Consider the following 19,211-nt stretch of genomic DNA (forward strand, 5'->3'; position numbering starts at 1 on the left):
GCAGGCACAGGCCCCTCCCCCGGGCCGGAAAGCAGGGGGGAGGGGCCTGTTCTGGGCCTACCGCGCCGATGTCGTGACCGGCGCCGGCGCGTAACCGGTGGGACGGGCCGTGAAGGTGCCGCGGCCCTGCGTGCGGCTGCGCAACCGGGTCGCGTAGCCGAACAGTTCGGCCAGCGGCACGGTGGCGGTGACGATCGCCGCGCCCGCGCGGGTGACCGAGCCGGTCACCCGGCCGCGCCGGGCGGCGAGATCGCCGAGCACTCCGCCGACCGCGTCCTCGGGCACGGTGACCGTGACCTCGACGACCGGCTCCAGCAGGACCATCGCACACGCGCGCAGGGCCTCACGGAGACCGAGGCGGCCGGCCGTGCGGAACGCCGTGTCCGAGGAGTCCTTCACATGGGTCGCCCCATCGGTGAGCGTGACGCGCAGGCCCGTCACCGGGTGCCCGCCGAGCGGCCCTTCGGCGAGGGCGTCCCGGCAACCCGCCTCGACGGCCCGGACGTACTCCTGCGGCACTCGCCCGCCGACGACCGCGGAGCGGAACTCGAAACCTCCCTCCTCATGCGGCTCCACGTCGAGGACGACTTGGGCGAACTGCCCCGCTCCGCCGTCCTGTTTGACGTGCCGGAACACCAGACCGGCCACGCCCCGGCCGACGGTCTCGCGATAACTGACCCGGGGACGGCCGACGTTGACCTCAAGTCCCAGCTCGCGCCGGAGCTTCTCCACCGCCACCTCCAGGTGCAGTTCACCCATGCCGGACAGCACGGTCTGCCCGGTCTCCGGATCGGTTCGCACGACCAGCGAGGGATCCTCCTCGGTCAGCCGGGCGAGCCCCGACGCCAGCCGGTCCGTGTCACCGGCACGGCGGGACTCCACCGCGACCGACACGACCGGCTCGGGCACGCCGGGCGGCTCCAGGACGAGGGGCGCGCCCGGTGCGCACAGGGTCGAGCCGGCGCGGGCGGACTTCAGCCCGACCACGGCGACGATGTCCCCGGCGACGGCCCGGTCCAGCGGGGCGTGCCGGTCGGCCTGGACGCGCAGGATCCGCCCGATCCGCTCGGTGCGCCGCGCGGTCGCGTCCCACAGGGTGTCTCCCTTCTCGATCGTGCCCGAGTAGATCCGCAGACAGGTCAGCCGACCCGTCGGGGTGGCGTGCACCTTGAACGCCAGGGCGGCGGCCGGCGCCGCGGGATCGGCGGGCCGCGCCTGCTCCTCGCCCTCGTGCGTGCCGCGGACCGGCGGCACGTCCAGGGGCGACGGCAGATAGGCCACGACCGCGTCGAGCAGCGGCTCGACACCGCGGTTGCGGTACGCGGAGCCGCACAGCACGACCACGCCGTCACCGTCCCCGGTCACCTCGCGCAACGCCGAGGAGAGGGTGCCCTCGGAGAGCGTGCCCGTGTCGCAGAACTCCTCCAGCGCGCCCGGGTGCAGCTCCGCCACGGCCTCCTCCAGCGCCCGGCGGCGGGCGACGGCTTCGTCCCGCAGGCCGCCCGGCACCGGCGCCTCCTCGACGCAGCCGCCGTCGTCCCACAGCAGTGCACGCATGCGCACCAGGTCGACGACGCCGGTGAAGGTGTCCTCCGTGCCGATCGGCAACTGCACGACCAGGGGCGCCGGATGCAGTCGCGCCCGGATCGACGCCACGGCCGCGTCGAGGTCGGCCCCGGCGCGGTCCATCTTGTTGACGAACGCGATCCTCGGCACGCCGTACCGGTCCGCCTGCCGCCACACGGTCTCGCTCTGCGGCTCCACCCCGGCCACCGCGTCGAACACGGCCACCGCACCGTCGAGCACCCGCAGGGCACGCTCCACCTCGTCGGCGAAGTCGACGTGCCCGGGGGTGTCGATGAGGTTGATGCGGTGACCGTCCCAGTCGCAGCTCACCGCCGCGGCGAAGATGGTGATGCCGCGGTCGCGTTCCTGCGGGTCGAAGTCGGTGACGGTGGTGCCGTCGTGGACCTCGCCGCGCTTGTGGGTGGTGCCGGTCGCGAACAGGATCCGTTCGGTGACGGTGGTCTTGCCGGCGTCGACGTGGGCGAGGATGCCGAGGTTGCGGACGACGGCGAGCGGGTTTCGGTGGGTGCGCACGGCCCAGGGCCTTTCGATGCGTTCAGGAAGGGGGCAGCGCGATTCCCGGGCGAGACGGGCGGACGGCGGCCGGACCTGACGTCATGTCAGGATTTGCCGGGGGTCAGGCGTTCGTCCCGGGCATCCGGTGCCGCCGCGCAGCGGGCACCGGAGCCACGCAGGACACGAGGATCACCTGGTAGCGCGGCAGGGAGACGGCGACAGCGGTGTGGTCACGCATGGCCGTCTCCCTTCGTTCGTCACCTCGGCGCACCGCCCGGATCATGGGCGGCACGGGCGTGAACGTGAGTGTAGGGAGGCCGGTGGGGCCGGTGCCAGGGATTATCGCGGAGGTCCGCTGGGCCCCTTCGCCGCGACATCCGCATGGGCATCAGCGGGTTGCCGTCGTTCCCCCGCTCGTCGGCTTCTCGTCGTCGCCCACCAGCTCGTTCCCCAGCGCCACCGCGGCCACGATGAGACTCAGGGCCGCGACGACCAGACCGCCCAGGGCTATGCGGTCCGTGCTGCTCGCGCGATTCCACCACGAGCCGCGGGGGACTTCTGCCGTGGGCAACAGGAGGGGACGGTTCGCCCGGCTCACGATCGACGCCGCGATCAAGGCGAACACGCCCCAGACGACGAGGCCGGCGAGCACTCCCGCCGAGGCCCGCCACTGCTCCGTCCTGAGCAGCGAGTCGGGGTCGGCGACATAGGAACCCGACACGAGGCAGACACCCAATGAGGCCAGCAGCCACAGGGTCGACCACTTCATGTTGTCGATCGTCTTGACCAGGCCGGGGCCCGGCTCCTTGCCGCCGGCCGCTTCCAGGAGGAGTTGGATGCGGGCGCCCTGGCCGTAGGCCCAGGTCGCGTCACGGCCCGAGATCTGCACGACGACGCGCCCTTGTGCGATGTCCACGGACACCTTGCGGTCACCCTCCGCATCACCCGCCACCTGCATCAGGTTGTCCCAGGTGTGGAGATCTCCGGGGGCGTTCGCCTCGTTGAGGGCGTCGACCAGGGCGGACATGTCGTCCGCCGTGTACCGGGTGTTGTCCCGCTGGGTCGACACCGCCGTGTAGGCAGAGGGGATGCCTTCCGGCGCCAGGCTGAACAGTCGGTCCAGTTCACTGCGTCCGAGCCGGCACCCGTGGAAGACGAGACGGACTTCCGTCTGCTGCGTCGCAGGGCTCATACACGGATCATGGCTCATCGCAGCTCACGCCGCCCCGTCATCCGGCAACTGCACGTCTCGCTTCATGTCCGCGCCTGCGCCTGCCCGTCAGCCGGCGGACAGGCGGGCCGTCGCGTCCTATTCCGGCGGGGTGGGCGTGTCATGGGTGCGGTACATCGCCTGCACGTCGAGCTCCAGCTGGACCGTCGGGCCGACCACCGCGATGCCCCGGGCCAGCATGGAACGCCAGTTGAGGGTGTAGTCCTCGCGGTGCAGTTCCGCCGTCGCCAGGGCCGCGCAGCGCAACTCCTGGCCGTAGCCGCCGTTCACGGTGCCGAGGTAGGTCGTGTCCAGGGCGACGGAGCGGCTGACGCCGTGCATGGTGAGGGAGCCCTGGAGCGTCCACTTGGTGCCGCCGCGGTAGGCGAAGCGCGCACTCGTGAAGTCGATGTACGGGAAGCGTTCGACGTCGAGGAAGTCGGCGGATCGCAGGTGGTTGTCGCGGGTGGTGTTGCCGGTGGTGATGCTGGAGGCGTCGATCCTGACGTGCACGCGGGAGTCGGCCATGTCCGGGACTATGCGGATGCCGCCTTCGAAGCGTTCGAAGCGGCCATGGACATGGGCCATGCCGACGTGCTTGGCGATGAACCGGATCGCCGTGTGCGGCGGGTCGAAGAGCCAGGTGCCGGGCGCCGGAAGCTGGAGCGCCTCGGCGGGTTGCAGCCAGACGCGCTCGGTGGCCGTCGGGGTGCCCGGGCCCGTCTCGATCGTCTCGCGGTGCGGCCGCAGGCCCTGCGCCGAGATGAGCAGGCTGTAGCGGCCGGGCGGCAGTGCCGCGAGGAAGTAGCCGTAGGGGTCGGTCGTGCCGCGCGCGGCGACGCGGTGGGTGTCCAGGGCGGTGACGGTGACGTCCGCGGCCGCCAGGGGCGAGCCCATCGGGTCGACGACCTCGCGCGCCACCGCGCCCGCGCCGTCGGGGAGGGGGAGGGCGAGGCCCGCCGCTGCGGCGGAGGTGTTCTTGAGCCACCGGCGCCGGAGCAGTGCGAGGGCCATGGTGGTCACCTTTCTTCGGGTGTGCGGCCGTGCGGTCGGCGATTCTGCGCATGCCGACGGCCGCACCTTGCTGCGGTCACACCCCCTTGTCGATCTTGACGGACCGGATTCCGGTCCGGGTGTCTCAATACGAGACAGTCAGGACTGCCCCGTGAAGGCGTCCGCGTGTTCGGCCGCCCACCGGGTGAAGGTGCGCGCCGGGCGGCCGGTGACCTTCTCGACGGTGCCGGAGACCGTACGGCCCACCTCGGGGGTGTCGCCGTACGCCATGAGCAGGAAGCCGATGGTGTCCTCCCCGAGGCCGGCCGCCCGCCACTGCGCGACCGCCTCCTCCTCGGTCAGCTCGACCAGCGTGACGTCCCGGCCGACGGCGGCGGCGAGCGTCTTCACCTTGTCGCCGACGGTGAGAACCTCGGGGCCGGTGATCACGTACTCCTGGCCGCCGTGCCCCTCCTCCGTGAGCGCGACGGCCGCGACGGCGCCGATGTCCGCCTCGTGGACCATGGCGCTCAGCCGGTCCACGAAGGGCTCCCGCACCTCCCCCGAGGTCACGATTCCGTCCGCCCACTCCAGGGCGTTGGCCATGAACTCGACCGGCATGAGCACCGTCCAGTCCACGCCGTCGTCGGCCCGTACCGCGTCCTCCAGCGGGGTGGGGCCGCCGCCGTGCAGCACGGTGACGCGGCGGACACCGGCGGAGCGGGCGAGTTCCAGGATCCGGGGGCCTGTCTCCAACGGGCTGAAGGCGGCGCCCCCGAAGGTGATCAGGTGGAGCCCCGTGACGCCCTCCAGGGCCGGGCCCAGGCCCTCCGGCTCGGTCAGGTCGCCTTCGACGACCTCGACGCCTGCCGGGAAGGCCGCCTTCCCCGCGTCACGTGTGAGGGCACGCACTTCGTGCCCCCGGTCGAGCAGTTCGGCGACGACCTGACGGCCGACGGTTCCGGTGGCGCCGGTGACAAGGATCTTCTGCGTCTGAGTCATGCCACGACCCTAGGAAGGCTTGAGGTCACCTTCTGTCCGCAAGACTCAGGCGGCTGAGGGCCGTGCGTGCGGTCCTCGATCGGAAGGTCATCGCTGCGGCGGGCGCAGCGATGACAGGTCGTCCGGAAGCAGCTCCGGGTGGTACGCCGCCAGGGCCGCCCCGCCCAGCCACCACCGCGGTGGACCAGGGCACGGCACAGGCCCGGGTCGAGGCGGTCGAACACGGTCGGGACGAGGGCGAGATGACGGCCGTCGCAGGCCGGTTGTTCGGGGAAGGCCGCGCGGCGGCGGCGCAGGGCGTCGGGGCCGTCCGCCGGGAAGTCGGTGGAGAGCTGGACGAGACGTTCCGGGGGGGGCCGAGCAACTCCCGGTTGCGGGCCAGCAGCAGCATGGCCGCGGCTCCGCTGACATGGGCCGCCGCCTGGCTGGTGCCGTGCATGGCGGCGATGCCCTCGCCGGGGATGGGGCCGTCGATGTCCTCTCCCGGTGCCACCAGGCCGGGCTTGGGCCGGCCGTCGCCGGTGGGGCCCCGGCTGGAGAAGTAGCTGACGCCGTGGCGGTGGGGGTTGCTGCGGTGGGTGGAGCCGACGGTGATGACGGACTCCGCGTTTCCGGGGTCGGAGATGCTGATGTCCCGGTAGTCGGCGCCCATGGTCCGCGCGGTGCCGGTGAATCCCGAGTTGCCGGCCGCGGTGACGACCACGACGCCGGACCGCGCCAGGCGGTCACACTCGACGCACACGGGGGTCCATCCGGTGGAGTGGCTGGCGACGTCGTGCGGGACCGACAGGCTGATGCTGACCCCGGCGATGATGAACCGGCGGGCCTGCTCGTTGATGTGACGGATCGCCTGCAGGGCGGTGACGATGGAGAACTCGTCGCCACCGCCGTCGTCGTCGAGGACCCGGACATCGTAGAGCCGGATGCGTGGGCAGATGCCGCGGAAGTCAAGCTCCGGCCACCAGCCGCCGATGATGCCGGCGATGTGGGTGCCGTGCTGGTCGCCGGGCGGTGGCCGTGCGGGTTGCTTCGGGGACGGGGTGGTCTCGACGGACGGCAGGGCGGCCGCCCAGTTGACGAGGCCGCCCACGAGCACGTCGGCGGAGAGTTTCTCCCGTACGCCGGTGAGTGAAGTCGAAGGAGCGGGCGATACGCGTCCCGAGTGGCTGCGGCGTCGGGCCTGTGGCGTCCCAGTCGTGGAAGGCGGGGTGGCGCGGGTCGATGCCGCCGACGACCACGGCCCAGCCGATGGCGGCGGTGTCGACAGGGAAGACCTGCTCCGCCGCGCCGGCTTTGATCGTCCGGCGTGACCGTACGACTGCTCCGGTCGCGGGCCGGTTCGTAGTCACGGAGACGACCGGGTACTTCTGCCTCCGGTCGGCCACCCGCCCGACGGGTGCGTGGGGCCGGCGCACGGGGCCGGTGTCCACGACGACGGCGTCCAGCATGTCGACCAGTACGCCGGTCACGGCCCGTGCCCGCGTCTCACCCCGGCCCAGGTCCGGTCTCGCGTTCCGCACGACGCGGTGCAGCAACCTCAGCAGCCAGGTGACATGGCGGCCGCGCTCCTGCCGGCGCTCCATGCTGTCGTGGATCTCGCTGGTGGCGGGCGTCCTGACGTGTCCGGCGAGGGCTGCTTCGACGCCCTCGGTCCCGCTGGCGCGGGCGAGTTCGTGGGCGACCCGCACCGCACCGGCCAGACTGGTCAGGGGCAGGACGTCGCTGACGAGTTCCTTCAGGGTCAGCTGCGCCGCCACGAAACTGCCGGCGGCGATCGGACGGCACTTCTCCATCAGCCCGCTGCTCTGGAAACGCTCCAGCACCTGCTCGACGCCGTACTCCTCACGGATCGCGAGAATCAGGTCCTGCCGCCCCCGCTCTCCCGTCCGGGCCACGGCTCGCGGGCCGTCGGCGTCCTCCCGCGAGGACGGCGGCCGGGCGAACGCCAGCCACACGTCGAAGTGGACGGGGCAGTAGGTGGCCCACAGGACAGGTACGGGACCGTTCCCGTAGAACACCGCTGAGAGGTCGGCTCGGTCCGTGTGGACTCCCGGTGCGCGTGCGTGCGGTCCTGCGCAGGGCGGTGGGAGACGGCGACAGCGGCCGGTGGGCCTGTTCTCATCTTCCGCCCTGGTCAGGGCCGCTGCAACCTCGCGCTCACGGCGGGTACGGGCGGGCCGGCTGACGGAGGCGCCTATGCCGTGGAGGGCGGGCCGCCTTCGTACGCCGCGAGCAGCACGCCGCGAACCCCCTCAGCCGTCACCTCGCGCGGATTGGCGTACGGCTCGCCCGCGGCCCGTTCCGCCGCCGGGGTCACATCGGCCTCCGTGAGGCCGAGTTCGGCCAGGGAACGCGGTGCGCCGAGGCGGCCGGCCAGGTCCCACAGGGCGCGGGGCGCGTCGTCGGTTCCGAGGGCGCGGCGCAGGACGGTCAACGCCTGCGGGGCCGCGGGGGCGTTGTGGGCGAGGGCGTGGGGCAGGACCACGGTGTGGGTCTCGGCGTGGGGCAGGCCGTAGGTGCCGCCGAGGACATGGCACAGCTTGTGGTGCAGCCCCATGGTCGTCGCGCCGAGGCACGCGCCGCACAGCCATGCCGCGTACAGCGCCCGGCTGCGCGCATCGAGGTCGTCCGGGTCTGCGGCCAGTCGCGGCAGAGCCACGGCCATGGCCCGGACGCCCTCCTCGGCCATGACCGACACCAGCGGTGAGACGTCGGGGGCGTACAGCGCCTCCACGGCGTGCGCGAGCGCGTTGATCCCGCTGGTCACGGTCAGCGGCACCGGCAGGGAGAGGGTGAGCCGGGGGTCGTAGACGACGCTGCGGGGCTGGACGACCGGGTCGCGGCCGGTGCGTTTGGTGCCGTCCTCGGTCAGGCCCCAGACCGGGGTCATCTCGGAGCCCGAGTAGGTCGACGGCACGGCGATCAGCGGAAGTCCGGTGCGCAGGGCGATCGCTTTGCCGAGCCCGATCGCGGAGCCGCCGCCGACCGCGACGCAGCCGTCCGCCCCCACCGCCCGGGCGGCCGCGACGGCCCGGTCGGCGTCCTCGACGGGCACATGCATCCGCGCTTCGGCGTGCACCCCCGCGCAACTGTCGCCGAGCGCCTCCGCGACGGCCCGGGCCACGGGCTCGCCCCGTCTGCCGGACACCACGAGCAGCCGCCGCAGGCCGAGGCGCGCCGCCTCGTCCGGAGTCGCGGTGACGGCCGCGCCGGGCCGGAACACGACCCGCACGGGCCGGGTCTCGTACGTGAACTGCTCCTGGAACGTCATGCGGCCTGCTCCAGGACGAGGTCGAAGCGGGCGTGCCGGAAGGGGTTCGCCACGCCGAACTCCCGGGCCAGGAACGGGTCGTCGGTCTCGGCGAAGTCCTGGACCAGGCTCCGCTTCACGGCGAACACCGCGTCGGAGTCGAGGTAGTCGCCGCCGGCCACGAAGATGTGGGTGGTGACGGGTCGGTGGCCCTCGGCCGTGGCGATGAAGTGGATGTGCGCGGGGCGGTACGGGTGCCGTCCGGTCGCGCGCAGCAGCCCGCCCACGGGGCCGTCGGTGGGGATGGGATACGCCGCCGGGACGCAGGTGCGGAACCAGAAGCGGCCCTCGGCGTCGGCGGTGAACAGCCCGCGTCCGTTGCCCGCGGGCTGGACGCCGGGCTGCTGGACGTCGTAGAAGCCCTTGTCGTCGGCCTGCCAGACGTCGACGACGGCGCCGGGCAGCGGGGTGCCGTCGGCGGACCGCACCCGGCCGCTGACGACGCACTTCTCGCCGCCGCCGACCAGGTCGATGTCGTCGCCGAGCGCGCGGACCGGCGACTCGGTCATGTGGAAGGGGCCCAGCACCGTCGACTCGGTGGCGCCCGCCGCGCGATCGCCGCTCAGCGTCTCCACCAGCATGGACAGGCCCAGCACGTCCGACAGCAGGATGAACTCCTGCCGGGTGTCGGTGCACATCTGCCCGGTCGTGGTCAGGAAGGCGATCGCCCGCTCCCACTCCTCCTGGGTCAGACGGGTCTCGCGCGCGAAGTCGTGCAGATGGCGGACGAGGCCGGTGAGCAGTTCACGCAGCCGCGGGTCGGCGGTCCCGCGCAGGCTGGCGAGGGCCTGCTCGGTGACGCCGGCCCTGGTCGCATCGGTGGTCATCCCGGCTCCTCGTCGTCGACGTCCGCTTCTTCCATGATGGCGCTCTCACCCGTGCCCGAGGATCCGCCGCAGCGCGTCCGCGAGCAGTTCTCCGGCGTCCGCGCCGACGGTGGCGTGTCGAAAGGCGACGAAACCGTCCGGGCGTACCAGGAGGGCGCCCGCGTCCGGGATCTCACGCAGCCGCGCCCAGTCTCCGTACGGGTCCTCGTACTGCTGGCCCGGGCCGATCACCACCGTGGCGATCTCCACCTCCTGCTCCTCGGCCGCCCGCACCCAGGCGTCTCCCCCGATGCCGGTCAGCAGGGTGAAGCGGCCCCGGCCGATGGTGTCGAGGGTCGAGAGCGTGCGGGTGCCGGAGATGATCCAGGCGTGCGGGAGCCGGGCGCCGGGGCGGGAGGACGGCTGGTGGTGCAGCTCGGGGTCGCGGGCGAAGCCGGGGTCGGGCGTGCCGTCCGGGACGATCGCGGCGCAATCCCCGGCGTCGTAGCGCTGGTTGAGGTCGACGCCGTGGGCGTTGAACTCGTAGACCTTGAAGGCGATCGCCTCGCGCAGTGCGGCCCGCTGCTTCTCGGCGGCCTCGGTGGCGTCCTTGCGGGCGGCGATGTTGGCCCACAGCTGCTCGGGGGTCTGCGGGGAGAGCCCGTCGAGGGCCTCGAAGACCGGGGCGGTCTCGCGGATGGACCGGTTGGCGCGGGTGACGATCTGCCGGCCGACCGGGGCGCGCTCGGCGGTGTAGCTGTCGAGCAGCCTGGGGTGGGCGGTGCCGTCGAGGACGAGTTTGAGCTTCCAGGCGAGGTTGTAGGCGTCCTGGATCGAGGTGTTGGAGCCGAGGCCGTTGGACGGCGGATGCCGGTGCACGGCGTCGCCGGCGCAGAAGACCCGGCCGTTGGCGTACGTCTCGGCGTACATCTCGTTGACGGTCCACGCCGAGGACGACTTGACGGTCACCGGGATGTCGTCGTCACCGACGAGCGCCCGGACGATCGACTCCGCGTACTCGGTGGTCAGGTCGGGCGCGCCGGCGTTCACGTCGTAGCCCCAGACGATCAGCCACTCGTTCCAGGGGCGCACACAGCGCACCAGGCCGGCGCCGATGCCGCCGACCGTCGCGCCCGGGGCGAGGACCCAGTAGAGGGTGGACGGGCGGTGGGCGGTGTACCGGCTCAGGTCCGCCTCGAAGACGATGTTGATGCTGCCGGCCACGCCCATCTGGCCACCCATCGGCAGCCCGGCGTCCGCGGCGATCTTCGACCGTCCGCCGTCGGCGCCGATCAGGTACTTGGCCCGGATCTCGTACGTGTCCCCGCGCAGCCGGTCGAGAACGGTGGCGGTGACGCCGTCGGCGTCCTGGGTGTGGGACAGGTACTCGTTCTGGAAGCGGAGTCGGGTGCCGCGGGCGACGGCCGCGTTCACGAGGACCGGCTCCATGAGGTGCTGCGGCATGTCGCACATGCGCGTGGGGCTGGCGAGTTCGTGCTCGGCCTGCACGAGCGGGTCGTTGCCCCAGGAGCGCACCCGGCCCAGTTCCTCGCCCGCGAGGCTCGTGCAGAACGTCGTGTTGCCCATCAGGTGCTGCGGGGTGGCCTGCGCGACGACCTCCTGCTCCACGCCGAGGTCGCGCAGCACCTCCATGGTGCGCTGGTTGGTGATGTGCGCGCGGGGTGTGTCGGCGAGGCGCGCGTAGCGGGTCACCACGGTGTTGGGGACGCCGTAGGTGCTCAGGGCCAGCGCGGCCGAGGCACCGGCCGGGCCGCTGCCCACGATCAGGACGTCGGTCTCGACGACGGTGGACACGGGGCGCTCCTGCGGAAGGGGGTTCGGGCGGCGGGACGCGGGACGTGCATGATCATGGAGGTCTTGGGCTGCGCGCGGGTGTCTCATTACGAGACACAGGGGTGTAGGCGAAGGGCGGCTGGGCGGGGTCTCGGGGTGCCTCATGGCGCAACGCCGGACGGTCGGCGAGCTCTGGGTGCCTCATGGCGCAACGCCGGACGGTCGACGGGCTCGGGGTGCCTCATGGCGCAACGCCGGACGGTCGACGGGCGGCGGCCTCGGGCACCCCGTTACGACACATCGGATGGTCGGCGAAGCGCGGCAGCGGGACCCGCGGTTGTTTCCTGTTCAACTGAACCCGCTACGGTGGGCTGTGCCGTGACCACCACAGACCCCTCTCCCGCAGCCACTACCGCCCGGCCCTCACTGCGCGTCGCCCGCGAGCGGTTCCTGTCGGGGCGTCCGCTGCCCCAGGGCGTGCCGGAGGACGTCGTCGCGGCGTGGCGGCGGGCTCGGTTCTTCGGCGTGCCGCACGACTTGGAAGAGCCGGTGGCGCGTTCTCCGCTGCCCGGGGAGTCGGCTCTGCTCGGCGCCGCCCGGCCGGTGCTCGACCGGATCGTCCCTGCCCTGGGCGCGGGCGGGTCGCTGCTCGTCCTGACCGACGAACGGCTGCGCGTGCTGTGGACGGCCGGGAGCGTACCCGGGTGCGGCGCGTGCGGCGGTCTGTCGGAGCAGGAGGTCGGCCACAACAGCGCGGCTCTCGCCCTGCGCACCCGGGGCCGGGCCGAGGTCCACGGACCCGAGCACTTCCTCGACCGGTGGCAGGACGTCTCCGCGGTCAGCGTGCCGGTGCTCGGGCCGGAGAGCGGACGGGTGCTGGGCACCGTGACGGTCGCATCACGGCTGTGCGCCGCCGGACCGCCGCATCCTCAGGCGGCCTTCGCCGAGGCGACGGTCGCGGCGGTCGAGACGGAGCTGCGGGCCCGGGCCGGGCGGGGCGAGCGGGCGCTGCTGGACGCCTTCGTGCACGCGGCGGGCGGACCGGACCGGGCCGTGGCGGCACTCGACGGCCGCAACCGGCTGGTCAGCGACGCGGCGCAGCGGCTGCTGACGCCCGAGGTGCTCGGGGTGCTGGAGCGCACGGCGGCCGGCGCGCGGCACCGGGACGTCACGGGCGTCACGCGATTGCCGGAGGGAGCCGGGTGTACGGCGCACGTCACCCCGGTACGGCTGGACGGCACGACCATCGGGATCGTGGCCGCCCTGGAACCGCTGGACGATCCGGCGCCCGCTGCGCCGCCCCCGCCGGTCGCCCTGACCGGCTCCTCGGTCTCCTGGCGGCACGCCGTCGGGCGGGCAGTCGAGCTGGTCCGCTCCGGGGAGCCCCTGCTGCTGACCGGCGAACGCGGAACCGGCAAGGCCGCACTGGCGCGGGAGCTGTTCGGCCCGGACCCCGTCCAGGAGGCCGACGCGGCACAGGACGCCGGCCTCGACCAGGCCCTGTCCACGTGGCAGCCCGACCGGCTCCTCCTGCTGCGCCACGCCGAGCGCCTCGCGCAACCCGGCGTGGCCACGCTCAACTCCCTGCTCGACCAGCACCCGGGCATCCCGCTGCTGATCACTTACACGCCCGGCGCCCCGGCGGGCCCCTGCCTCCAGCGTCTGCTGGACAAACTGTCCGCCCGCTCGGTGACCCTGCCACCACTGCGGGAGCGCGCCGAGGACATACGGGAACTCCTGCCCGCCCTCACCCCCCGCCCGGCGCCCGGGCAACCGCCGCTGACCTGGACCCTGGACGCCCTGCGTGCGCTGGAGGCGCACCAGTGGCCCGGCAACGTCACCGAGCTGGCCCATGTCGTACGGGCCCTCGCGGAGCAGCGGCGGAGGTCCGGGCCGGTCCGCCGGGCGGAGCTGCCGGACGCCGTCCGGGAGGGACCGGCCGCGCGCCCGCTCAGCCCGATGGAGCACGCCGAGCGCACCGCCATCCTGGAGGCGCTGCGCCGCCACGGCGGCAACAAGGCACGCGCGGCGACCGCGCTGGGGATCGGCCGGGCGACGCTGTACCGCAAGCTGCGGGAGTACCGGCGCTGATCCCGGTGCTGGTCCTGGGGGCTGATCCCTGGCGCTGATTCCTGCTGGAGGGCGATGCACAAACCGCTCGGGCGGGCCGAGATGATCTCGACCCGCCCGAGCTGGTGTGTGTCCGAGGGGGGACTTGAACCCCCACGCCCGATAAAGGGCACTAGCACCTCAAGCTAGCGCGTCTGCCATTCCGCCACCCGGACCAGGTGTCTGCCGCCTTGCCAGGGGTGTTCCCCCCGGCGACATGGACAACAATACCAAGCTTTCGGAGTGCCTTTCACCTGCGTTTCCCTGTGCCGGGCGGGGGTCCGGGACCTCACGCCCCGATACCCCTAGGGTCACACCATGAGTGACTGGATGGTTACGCAGAGCTCTTCGGTGAGGCGTCGGCCACGTGCACTGTCACCGCTCAGGGAGCATCTGCGGGACACGTTCTGGTTCGCCCCCACCGCGGCGATGCTGGCCGTCTTCGCGGTCTGGGTGGGGGCGGAGGCCCTCGACACGGCCCTGGTCGACGCGCTCCGGGAAGACCGGGACTACGAGACGCTCGACGAGCTGCTGCGGTTCGCGGAGGACGCGAAAGCCGTGGTGACCGTGGTGGGCTCGGCGATGATGACCTTCATCGGTGTGGTGTTCAGCATCTCCCTGGTGGCCGTTCAGATGGCCACCGGGCAGTTCACCCCGCGCGTGGTGCGGCTCTTCGTCCGGAGCCGGATCACCAAGGCGACCTTCGCGGTCTTCCTGGCGACCTTCGTGCTGACGCTGCTGGTCCTGACGAGCTTCGACAGTGTGGACGATCCCCGGGCCGTCACCTCGGTGCCTCTGGTGCAGTCGGTCCTCACCCTCTGCATGGTCGCCCTGAGCCTGCTGCTCTTCGTGCTCTACGTGAACGCCACCCTGCGGCTGATGCGCATCAGCCATGTGATCGCGCGGATCGCCACGGAGTCGTTCCGGGTGGTCGCCTCGATGCCCGTGCCGGTGGCCGGGCAGGGTGGTGTTCCCGACCTCGGCACCGAGACCGCCTGGGTGCCGCACGAGGGCCGGGCGGGGGTGCTGCGGGACGTGCACATCGCGCGGTTGGTGCGGGTGGCGCGCAAGCACGGGGTGGTGCTGCGGCTGATCCCGCGGATCGGGGACTTCGTGGTGCCCGGGATGCCCGTGCTCGCGGTGCACGGCGGCCCGGTCCCGCCGCGCAGGGTGCTGCGCTACGCGATCTCGGTGGGCGTGGAACGGACCTACCACCAGGATCTCGGCTTCGGGCTGCGGCAGTTGTCCGACATCGCGCTGCGCGGGCTGTCCCCCGCGGTCAACGATCCGACGACCGCCGTCCAGGCGCTGGACCGGGTCGTCCAGTTCCTGGCCGCGCTGAGCCGGCGGCCGCTGGACGCCGCCCTGCACCGGGACCGGGCCGGTGCGGTGCGCCTGGTGCAGCCCGTGCCCGGCTGGACGGAGTTGGTGGATCTCGGGCTGACCGAGACACGGGGGTGTGCCGTGGGGAACCCGCAGGTCTCCCGGCGCATGCTGGCCGGCCTCGACGACCTGCTCCTGCTCGCTCCGCCGGAGCGCCGCGAGCCGCTGCTGCGCCATCGTGACCTGCTCCGGCAGGCGGTCGGTCTCGCCGCGGCGAACGCGCCGGACCGGGACTTCGCCCTGCGCCCGGACCGGCAGGGCATCGGCTGAGCGATGTCCCGGTACGCGGCGAGCCGGCGCCGGACGCACCCCCCTTTCGTCAGGGCAGCAGCTGGTACTCCGGGAAGTTCCCCGGCAGCCGCTCCCCCGCCGGCCCCCGCGTCACCGCCCGCACGAGCAGGTCGCCGCCGACGAACGCACCGCGCCAGGACGCGCCGAGCCCGCCGAACAGCTCGTCGCGGTCGCCGCGTGAGCGGGGCGCGCCGTGGCCGACCTTGAAGGCGCGGATGTGCGGGGCGAGCCGGTCGTACGTCGCCCGGTCGTCCGTGGACAGCGTGGCGACCAGCGCGCCGTTGGGGCGTTCATCGCGGCCAGCAGTTGGGCGCCGCTCTGGTGGCCCTGCTGCTGCGCCGGCCCGGGCGCGCACCGGCACGGCCGCAGACCGTGGGCTGAAGGCGGCCCACCCATGAGGAGGCCCCTCCCCGGGCGGGGAGGGGCCTCCTCATGCTCGTACTCCGGTCAGCACTTCTCCCTCAGGGAGTGCAGGTGCGCGCTGGAACGGCGCGCAAAGGTGAAGGACTCGGCCGGGTTGTCGTGCTCGGCCTGCCAGTGGTGGGCCATGCGGTGACCGCGCAGCCGGGTCACGGCCGAGATGAAGCGCTGGTAGTCGATGTCGCCGTCGCCGACATCAGTCATGCGGTATCCGTACGGGTTCGACGGGTCGCTCTCGCCGTCTTTCACGTGGAAGAGCGGGTAGCGGTCGGGCCGCCGCAGGACGTAGTCCAGCGGCTCGAACGGGGCGGGAGTCCCGTCGGGCCGCTGGGAGAACCGGAACTGGCCGACGTACGCCCAGTAGATGTCCATCTCCAGGTGGACCAGGTCCGGGTCGGTCTCCCTGAGCAGCACGTCGTAGAGGCGGACCTTGGGGTTGTCGGTGGCGAAGGAGAACTCCTCGGAGTGGTTGTGCTGGTAGAACTTCATGCCGCGTGCCCTGGCCGCCGCGCCGTATGTGTTGAAGTCCTCGGCGGCACGCTTCCAGGCGTCGACGGTCGAGCCGTAACGGAACGGACCGGAGGCGGTGCCGATGTGCCTGAGGCCGAGGGCCTGGGCGTCGTCGAGGACCTTGGTGAGGTTCTGGGCGAAGGTGTAGGCGTTCGGGTCGTCGGAGTAGTAACCGACGTGGCTGCCGATCGGGTTCAGGCCGTGGTCGCGGGCCAGCCGCTTGAGCTGGGCGAGCGTGATGGGGCCGGCGGAGCCCTGGGTGTAACCGGCGAACTCGACCTCGTCGTAGCCGTACCGCTCCAGTTCGGCGAAGACGGGGCCGAAGCCGAGGGTGGAGACCTTGTCGCGCAGGCTGTACAGCTGGATACCGAGGCGGCCGGGCGGCAGGACGGGGCGGCCGCGGCCCTTCGCGCCGGAGGCGGTGGCTGTGGTCGCCGTCGTGGGGGCTGCGGTCGCGGGGGCCGCGGCGCCGAGCAGGGCGGCGGCGGTGGCCCCGGCGGCGACGCCGAGCATGCCTCGTCTGCTGAGGCGGTGGCCGAGCTCGGGGTCGGGCTGGGAGAAGCGGCTCATGCGGGGGAACTCCTCGTGATCGCGGGGCGTTGTCAGTGGTGAGTGCTTCACTTGTGACCAGTCGGACACCGAGGGTGAGAACTTCAGGTGAGACCGGCGAGTCGGAGCAGCAGTGACTTCACATCGGTGGCCGCGACGCGGTCGCCGACAGCGCGGGGGGTGGAGCAGATGAGGAGCGGACCGTCGTCGTCGCTCTGCGGAAGGCGGCCGTGGCTGCCTCGAATAGGTGAGGGGTCCAGGGGCACGACCGCCATGCGGTAGCGCATGCCGAGTTTCTTGCGCGCCAGTGCGGTGGCCGCCTTGACCTTGACGTACGGGTCGAGGGGATCCATGAAGAGTTCGACCGGGTCGTAGCCGGGTTTGCGGTGGATCTCGACCAGCTGCGCGAAGTCGGGCGCGCGGTCGTCGTCGAGCCAGTAGTAGTACGTGAACCAGGCGTCGGGTTCCGCCACGGCGACCAGTTCGCCGGCGCGCGGATGGTCGAGGTGGTGGTCCTTCTTGCCTTCGTCGCCGAGGAGTTGGGCGACGCCGGGCAGGCCTTCGAGTGCGGCCCGGGTGGCGTCGAGGTCCTCGGGGCGGCGCACGTAGACATGGGCGATCTGGTGGTCGGCTACCGCGAAGGCGCGGGACGCCATCGGGTCGAGGTACTCCATGCCGTCCTGCGTGTGCACCTCCAGCAGCCCGGCGCGGCGCAGGGCGCGGTTGATGTCGACGTGCCGGTTCACGCGGGTGATGCCGTACTCGGACAGGGCGACGACGGTACGGCCCTGCGCGCGGGCGTCGTCCAGCAGTGGCGCCATGGCGGTGTCCAGGTCGGCGGCCGCCTTCAGGGAGCGCGGGTCGTCGGGGCCGAAGCGCTGCAGGTCGTAGTCGAGGTGAGGGAGGTAGCAGAGCGTCAGGTCGGGGTGCCGGGTGGTCATGATGTGGCGGGTCGCGTCGATGATCCAGCGGCTGGAGACGAGGTCGGCTCCGGGTCCCCAGAAGTGGAAGAGGGGGAAGGTGCCCAGTTTCTCGGTGAGTTCGTCGTGGAGCGCTGCCGGCCGGGTGTAGCAGTCGGGTTCCTTGCGGCCGTCGGCGTAGTAGACGGGACGGGGGGTGACGGTGAAGTCGGTGTCGGCGCCCATGGCGTACCACCAGCAGATGTTCGCCACGGTGTAGCCGGGGTGGACGCGACGGGCGGCGTCCCAGATCTTGTCGCCGGCCACGAGCCCGTTGTGCTGGCGCCACAGCAGGACGTCGCCGAGTTCGCGGAAGTACCAGCCGTTGCCGACGATGCCGTGCTCCGAGGGCATGGCGCCGGTGAGGAAGGTGGACTGGGCGGCGCAGGTGACGGCGGGCAGGACGGTGCCCAGCGGGGCGCGGGAGCCGGACTGGGCGAGCGACTTGAGGTGGGGCATGTGGTCGAGGAGACGGGGGGTGAGGCCGACGACGTCCAGCACGAGGAGCGGGGTGGGGCGGTCCGTGGCGGCCGGAAGCGGGGCGGCCGGGTCGGTGTCGGGCGGAAGCGAGACTGCCGGATCAGCGGTGGCCGGTTCCGGGTGCTCGTCGGGGCCGGTGCTCATGGCAGCTCCTTCAGGCCGAGATCCGTCAGCAGGTCGCGGGCGAGGGTGAGTTCGGCGGCGATGCCGTCGGCGAGCTGGGAGCGGCCCCTGGGGCGCAGCTCGGGTGGGAGGGCCTGCCAGGTGTACGTCTCGACCTCCAGGTGGCGAGTGAGCGGGGCCGGGCCGCCGACGAGCCGGGTCATGGCGGAGGAAAGGACCGGGAGGGTGGAGGTGAGAGGTGCGGCGGGGGCCGCGTGCAGGGGGACGTGGAAGTGGGCGCGCCAGGGTGAGGCGTCCGGCAGGGCGTGTCCGGCGAGGGCCTCGTCGAGGTCGTCGGTGGCGCGCAGCCCGGCGGCGGTCGCTGTGCGGGTCTGGTGCAGGAAGCGGGGTTCGGCGAAGGCGGCGAGCGCTTGGCGTACCTCGGGGAGATGGGGGTGCTCGGCGTGCAGGGCGGCGGAGAGCTGGGATTTGACGACGGGGACGCGGGCTGCGGCGAGCGCGTCCAGGGCGGTGTACGGGTCTTCGAAGGAGGTGGCGAGATGGCAGGTGTCGAGGCACAGGCCGATGCGATCGTGGCCGATCGCGGTGAGCGGGGCGATGGCGTCGTGGGTGGTCTCGACGACGCAGCCGGGTTCCGGTTCCAGCCCCACGCGGATGGAACGACCGGTGAGCTCCTCGAGGGCGTCGAGGCGTTCGGCGAGGGTGCGCAGCGCCGTGCGGGCGGTCTCCGCGCGGCCGTCGTCGTACGCGGTGCGCCAGGCGAGGGGCAGTGTGGAGATGGTCCCGTCGGTGACGTCGTCCGGGAGAAGGCCGGCGAGGACGCGGGCCAGGGCGGTGGTGTGATCGAGGCGTTCCGGGTCGGCCCAGTCCGGCTTGTAGACGCGGTACTTGACCTCCTCGGCGCCGAAGCCTTCATAGGGGAAGCCGTTGAGAGTGACGACCTCGAGGCCGCGCCGGTCGAGCTCGGTGCGCAGCTTGCGCAGTGCGGAGGGGTCGGTGACGAGTGCGTGGGCCGCGTCCTTGGCGAGCCACAGCCCGATGCCCAGCCGGTCGCGGCCCAGGCGGCGGCGGACGGGCTCGCAGTGGTCGCGGAGCTGGGCGAGGACGCCGTCGAGGGTTTCCGCGGGGTGGACGTTGGTGCAGTAGGCGAGGTGGACGGTGGAGCCGTCGGGGTGGCGGAAGCGCATGAC

Annotated in this window: 14 protein-coding genes, 1 tRNA gene and 1 pseudogene; 2 read left to right on the plus strand and 14 right to left on the minus strand. The window is 72.6% G+C overall.

Annotated features, from left to right (window positions below):
• Positions 1–57 precede the first annotated feature (57 nt).
• From fusA to AB0937_RS26200, 9 genes are all read right to left on the minus strand, one after another.
• Entirely contained in the window at positions 58–2,100 is a 2,043-nt protein-coding gene (gene fusA / locus AB0937_RS26160; protein WP_366714619.1) for an elongation factor G, read from the minus strand.
• Between the two features lie 370 nt (positions 2,101–2,470).
• Positions 2,471–3,274 carry a hypothetical protein gene (locus AB0937_RS26165; RefSeq protein ID WP_366714620.1) on the minus strand — a complete coding sequence of 268 codons (804 nt, stop codon included), beginning with the start codon at positions 3,272–3,274 and terminating at the stop codon, positions 2,471–2,473.
• Positions 3,275–3,391: 117 nt separating this feature from the next.
• On the minus strand, positions 3,392–4,306 hold the full coding sequence (locus AB0937_RS26170; RefSeq protein ID WP_366714621.1) for a YceI family protein: 915 nt from the start codon (positions 4,304–4,306) through the stop codon (positions 3,392–3,394).
• Positions 4,307–4,444: 138 nt separating this feature from the next.
• Positions 4,445–5,287: an NAD(P)H-binding protein gene (locus tag AB0937_RS26175; RefSeq protein ID WP_366714622.1), complete on the minus strand. Its 843-nt coding sequence runs from the start codon at positions 5,285–5,287 to the stop codon at positions 4,445–4,447.
• A gap of 25 nt (positions 5,288–5,312) precedes the next feature.
• Positions 5,313–6,347 (minus strand): S8 family serine peptidase, encoded by a 1,035-nt coding sequence (locus AB0937_RS26180; protein ID WP_366714716.1) that lies wholly within the window; start codon positions 6,345–6,347, stop codon positions 5,313–5,315.
• On the minus strand, positions 6,235–7,242 hold the full coding sequence (locus tag AB0937_RS26185; RefSeq protein WP_366714623.1) for a hypothetical protein: 1,008 nt from the start codon (positions 7,240–7,242) through the stop codon (positions 6,235–6,237). Before AB0937_RS26185 ends, AB0937_RS26180 begins: the two co-directional genes overlap by 113 nt.
• A 239-nt stretch (positions 7,243–7,481) precedes the next feature.
• The gene (locus AB0937_RS26190; RefSeq protein ID WP_366714624.1) at positions 7,482–8,558 is read right to left on the minus strand and encodes a maleylacetate reductase; all 1,077 of its coding nucleotides are present in this window, start codon (positions 8,556–8,558) and stop codon (positions 7,482–7,484) included.
• On the minus strand, positions 8,555–9,424 hold the full coding sequence (locus AB0937_RS26195; protein ID WP_366714625.1) for an intradiol ring-cleavage dioxygenase: 870 nt from the start codon (positions 9,422–9,424) through the stop codon (positions 8,555–8,557). The genes AB0937_RS26190 and AB0937_RS26195 overlap by 4 nt, the downstream gene beginning before the upstream one ends.
• 45 nt (positions 9,425–9,469) lie before the next feature.
• The gene (locus AB0937_RS26200; RefSeq protein ID WP_366714626.1) at positions 9,470–11,218 is read right to left on the minus strand and encodes an FAD-dependent monooxygenase; all 1,749 of its coding nucleotides are present in this window, start codon (positions 11,216–11,218) and stop codon (positions 9,470–9,472) included.
• Positions 11,219–11,575: 357 nt separating this feature from the next.
• Here AB0937_RS26200 and AB0937_RS26205 point away from each other — a divergent pair, with 357 nt between their 5' ends.
• The gene (locus AB0937_RS26205) at positions 11,576–13,288 is read left to right on the plus strand and encodes a helix-turn-helix domain-containing protein (RefSeq protein WP_366714627.1); all 1,713 of its coding nucleotides are present in this window, start codon (positions 11,576–11,578) and stop codon (positions 13,286–13,288) included.
• Between the two features lie 109 nt (positions 13,289–13,397).
• Here the strand turns inward: AB0937_RS26205 and AB0937_RS26210 are convergent.
• Positions 13,398–13,482: transfer RNA gene (locus tag AB0937_RS26210), tRNA-Leu, on the minus strand.
• 142 nt (positions 13,483–13,624) lie between these two features.
• Between AB0937_RS26210 and AB0937_RS26215 the strand changes: the two genes are divergently transcribed.
• Positions 13,625–14,959 (plus strand): DUF2254 domain-containing protein, encoded by a 1,335-nt coding sequence (locus AB0937_RS26215; protein WP_366714628.1) that lies wholly within the window; start codon positions 13,625–13,627, stop codon positions 14,957–14,959.
• Between the two features lie 49 nt (positions 14,960–15,008).
• Here the strand turns inward: AB0937_RS26215 and AB0937_RS26220 are convergent.
• The 4 genes and pseudogenes from AB0937_RS26220 to eboE form a co-directional block, all read right to left on the minus strand.
• Positions 15,009–15,263: pseudogene (locus AB0937_RS26220) on the minus strand (aldehyde dehydrogenase); the annotation flags it as partial.
• A 164-nt stretch (positions 15,264–15,427) separates the two neighbouring features.
• Entirely contained in the window at positions 15,428–16,480 is a 1,053-nt protein-coding gene (locus AB0937_RS26225; RefSeq protein WP_366714629.1) for a sugar phosphate isomerase/epimerase, read from the minus strand.
• 83 nt (positions 16,481–16,563) lie between these two features.
• A complete protein-coding gene (locus AB0937_RS26230; protein ID WP_366714630.1) occupies positions 16,564–18,042 on the minus strand; it encodes a nucleotide pyrophosphatase/phosphodiesterase family protein in 1,479 nt (492 codons plus the stop codon).
• Positions 18,039–19,208 (minus strand): metabolite traffic protein EboE, encoded by a 1,170-nt coding sequence (eboE, locus tag AB0937_RS26235; RefSeq protein WP_366714632.1) that lies wholly within the window; start codon positions 19,206–19,208, stop codon positions 18,039–18,041. The genes AB0937_RS26230 and eboE overlap by 4 nt, the downstream gene beginning before the upstream one ends.
• Positions 19,209–19,211: the final 3 nt, after the last annotated feature.

Origin of the sequence: Streptomyces sp. NPDC047880, assembly GCF_040706515.1 — a bacterium.
Taxonomy (GTDB): domain Bacteria; phylum Actinomycetota; class Actinomycetes; order Streptomycetales; family Streptomycetaceae; genus Streptomyces.

Excerpts from the sequence above, each read along its gene's own strand:
- AB0937_RS26215 (WP_366714628.1), top strand. The coding sequence starts at position 13,625 with ATGAGTGACTGGATGGTTACGCAGAGCTCTTCGGTGAGGCGTCGGCCA.
- AB0937_RS26230 (WP_366714630.1), bottom strand. The coding sequence starts at position 18,042 with ATGAGCACCGGCCCCGACGAGCACCCGGAACCGGCCACCGCTGATCCG.
- AB0937_RS26165 (WP_366714620.1), bottom strand. The coding sequence starts at position 3,274 with ATGAGCCCTGCGACGCAGCAGACGGAAGTCCGTCTCGTCTTCCACGGG.
- AB0937_RS26190 (WP_366714624.1), bottom strand. The coding sequence starts at position 8,558 with ATGACGTTCCAGGAGCAGTTCACGTACGAGACCCGGCCCGTGCGGGTC.
- eboE (WP_366714632.1), bottom strand. The coding sequence starts at position 19,208 with ATGCGCTTCCGCCACCCCGACGGCTCCACCGTCCACCTCGCCTACTGC.
- AB0937_RS26175 (WP_366714622.1), bottom strand. The coding sequence starts at position 5,287 with ATGACTCAGACGCAGAAGATCCTTGTCACCGGCGCCACCGGAACCGTC.
- AB0937_RS26195 (WP_366714625.1), bottom strand. The coding sequence starts at position 9,424 with ATGACCACCGATGCGACCAGGGCCGGCGTCACCGAGCAGGCCCTCGCC.
- AB0937_RS26225 (WP_366714629.1), bottom strand. The coding sequence starts at position 16,480 with ATGAGCCGCTTCTCCCAGCCCGACCCCGAGCTCGGCCACCGCCTCAGC.
- AB0937_RS26170 (WP_366714621.1), bottom strand. The coding sequence starts at position 4,306 with ATGGCCCTCGCACTGCTCCGGCGCCGGTGGCTCAAGAACACCTCCGCC.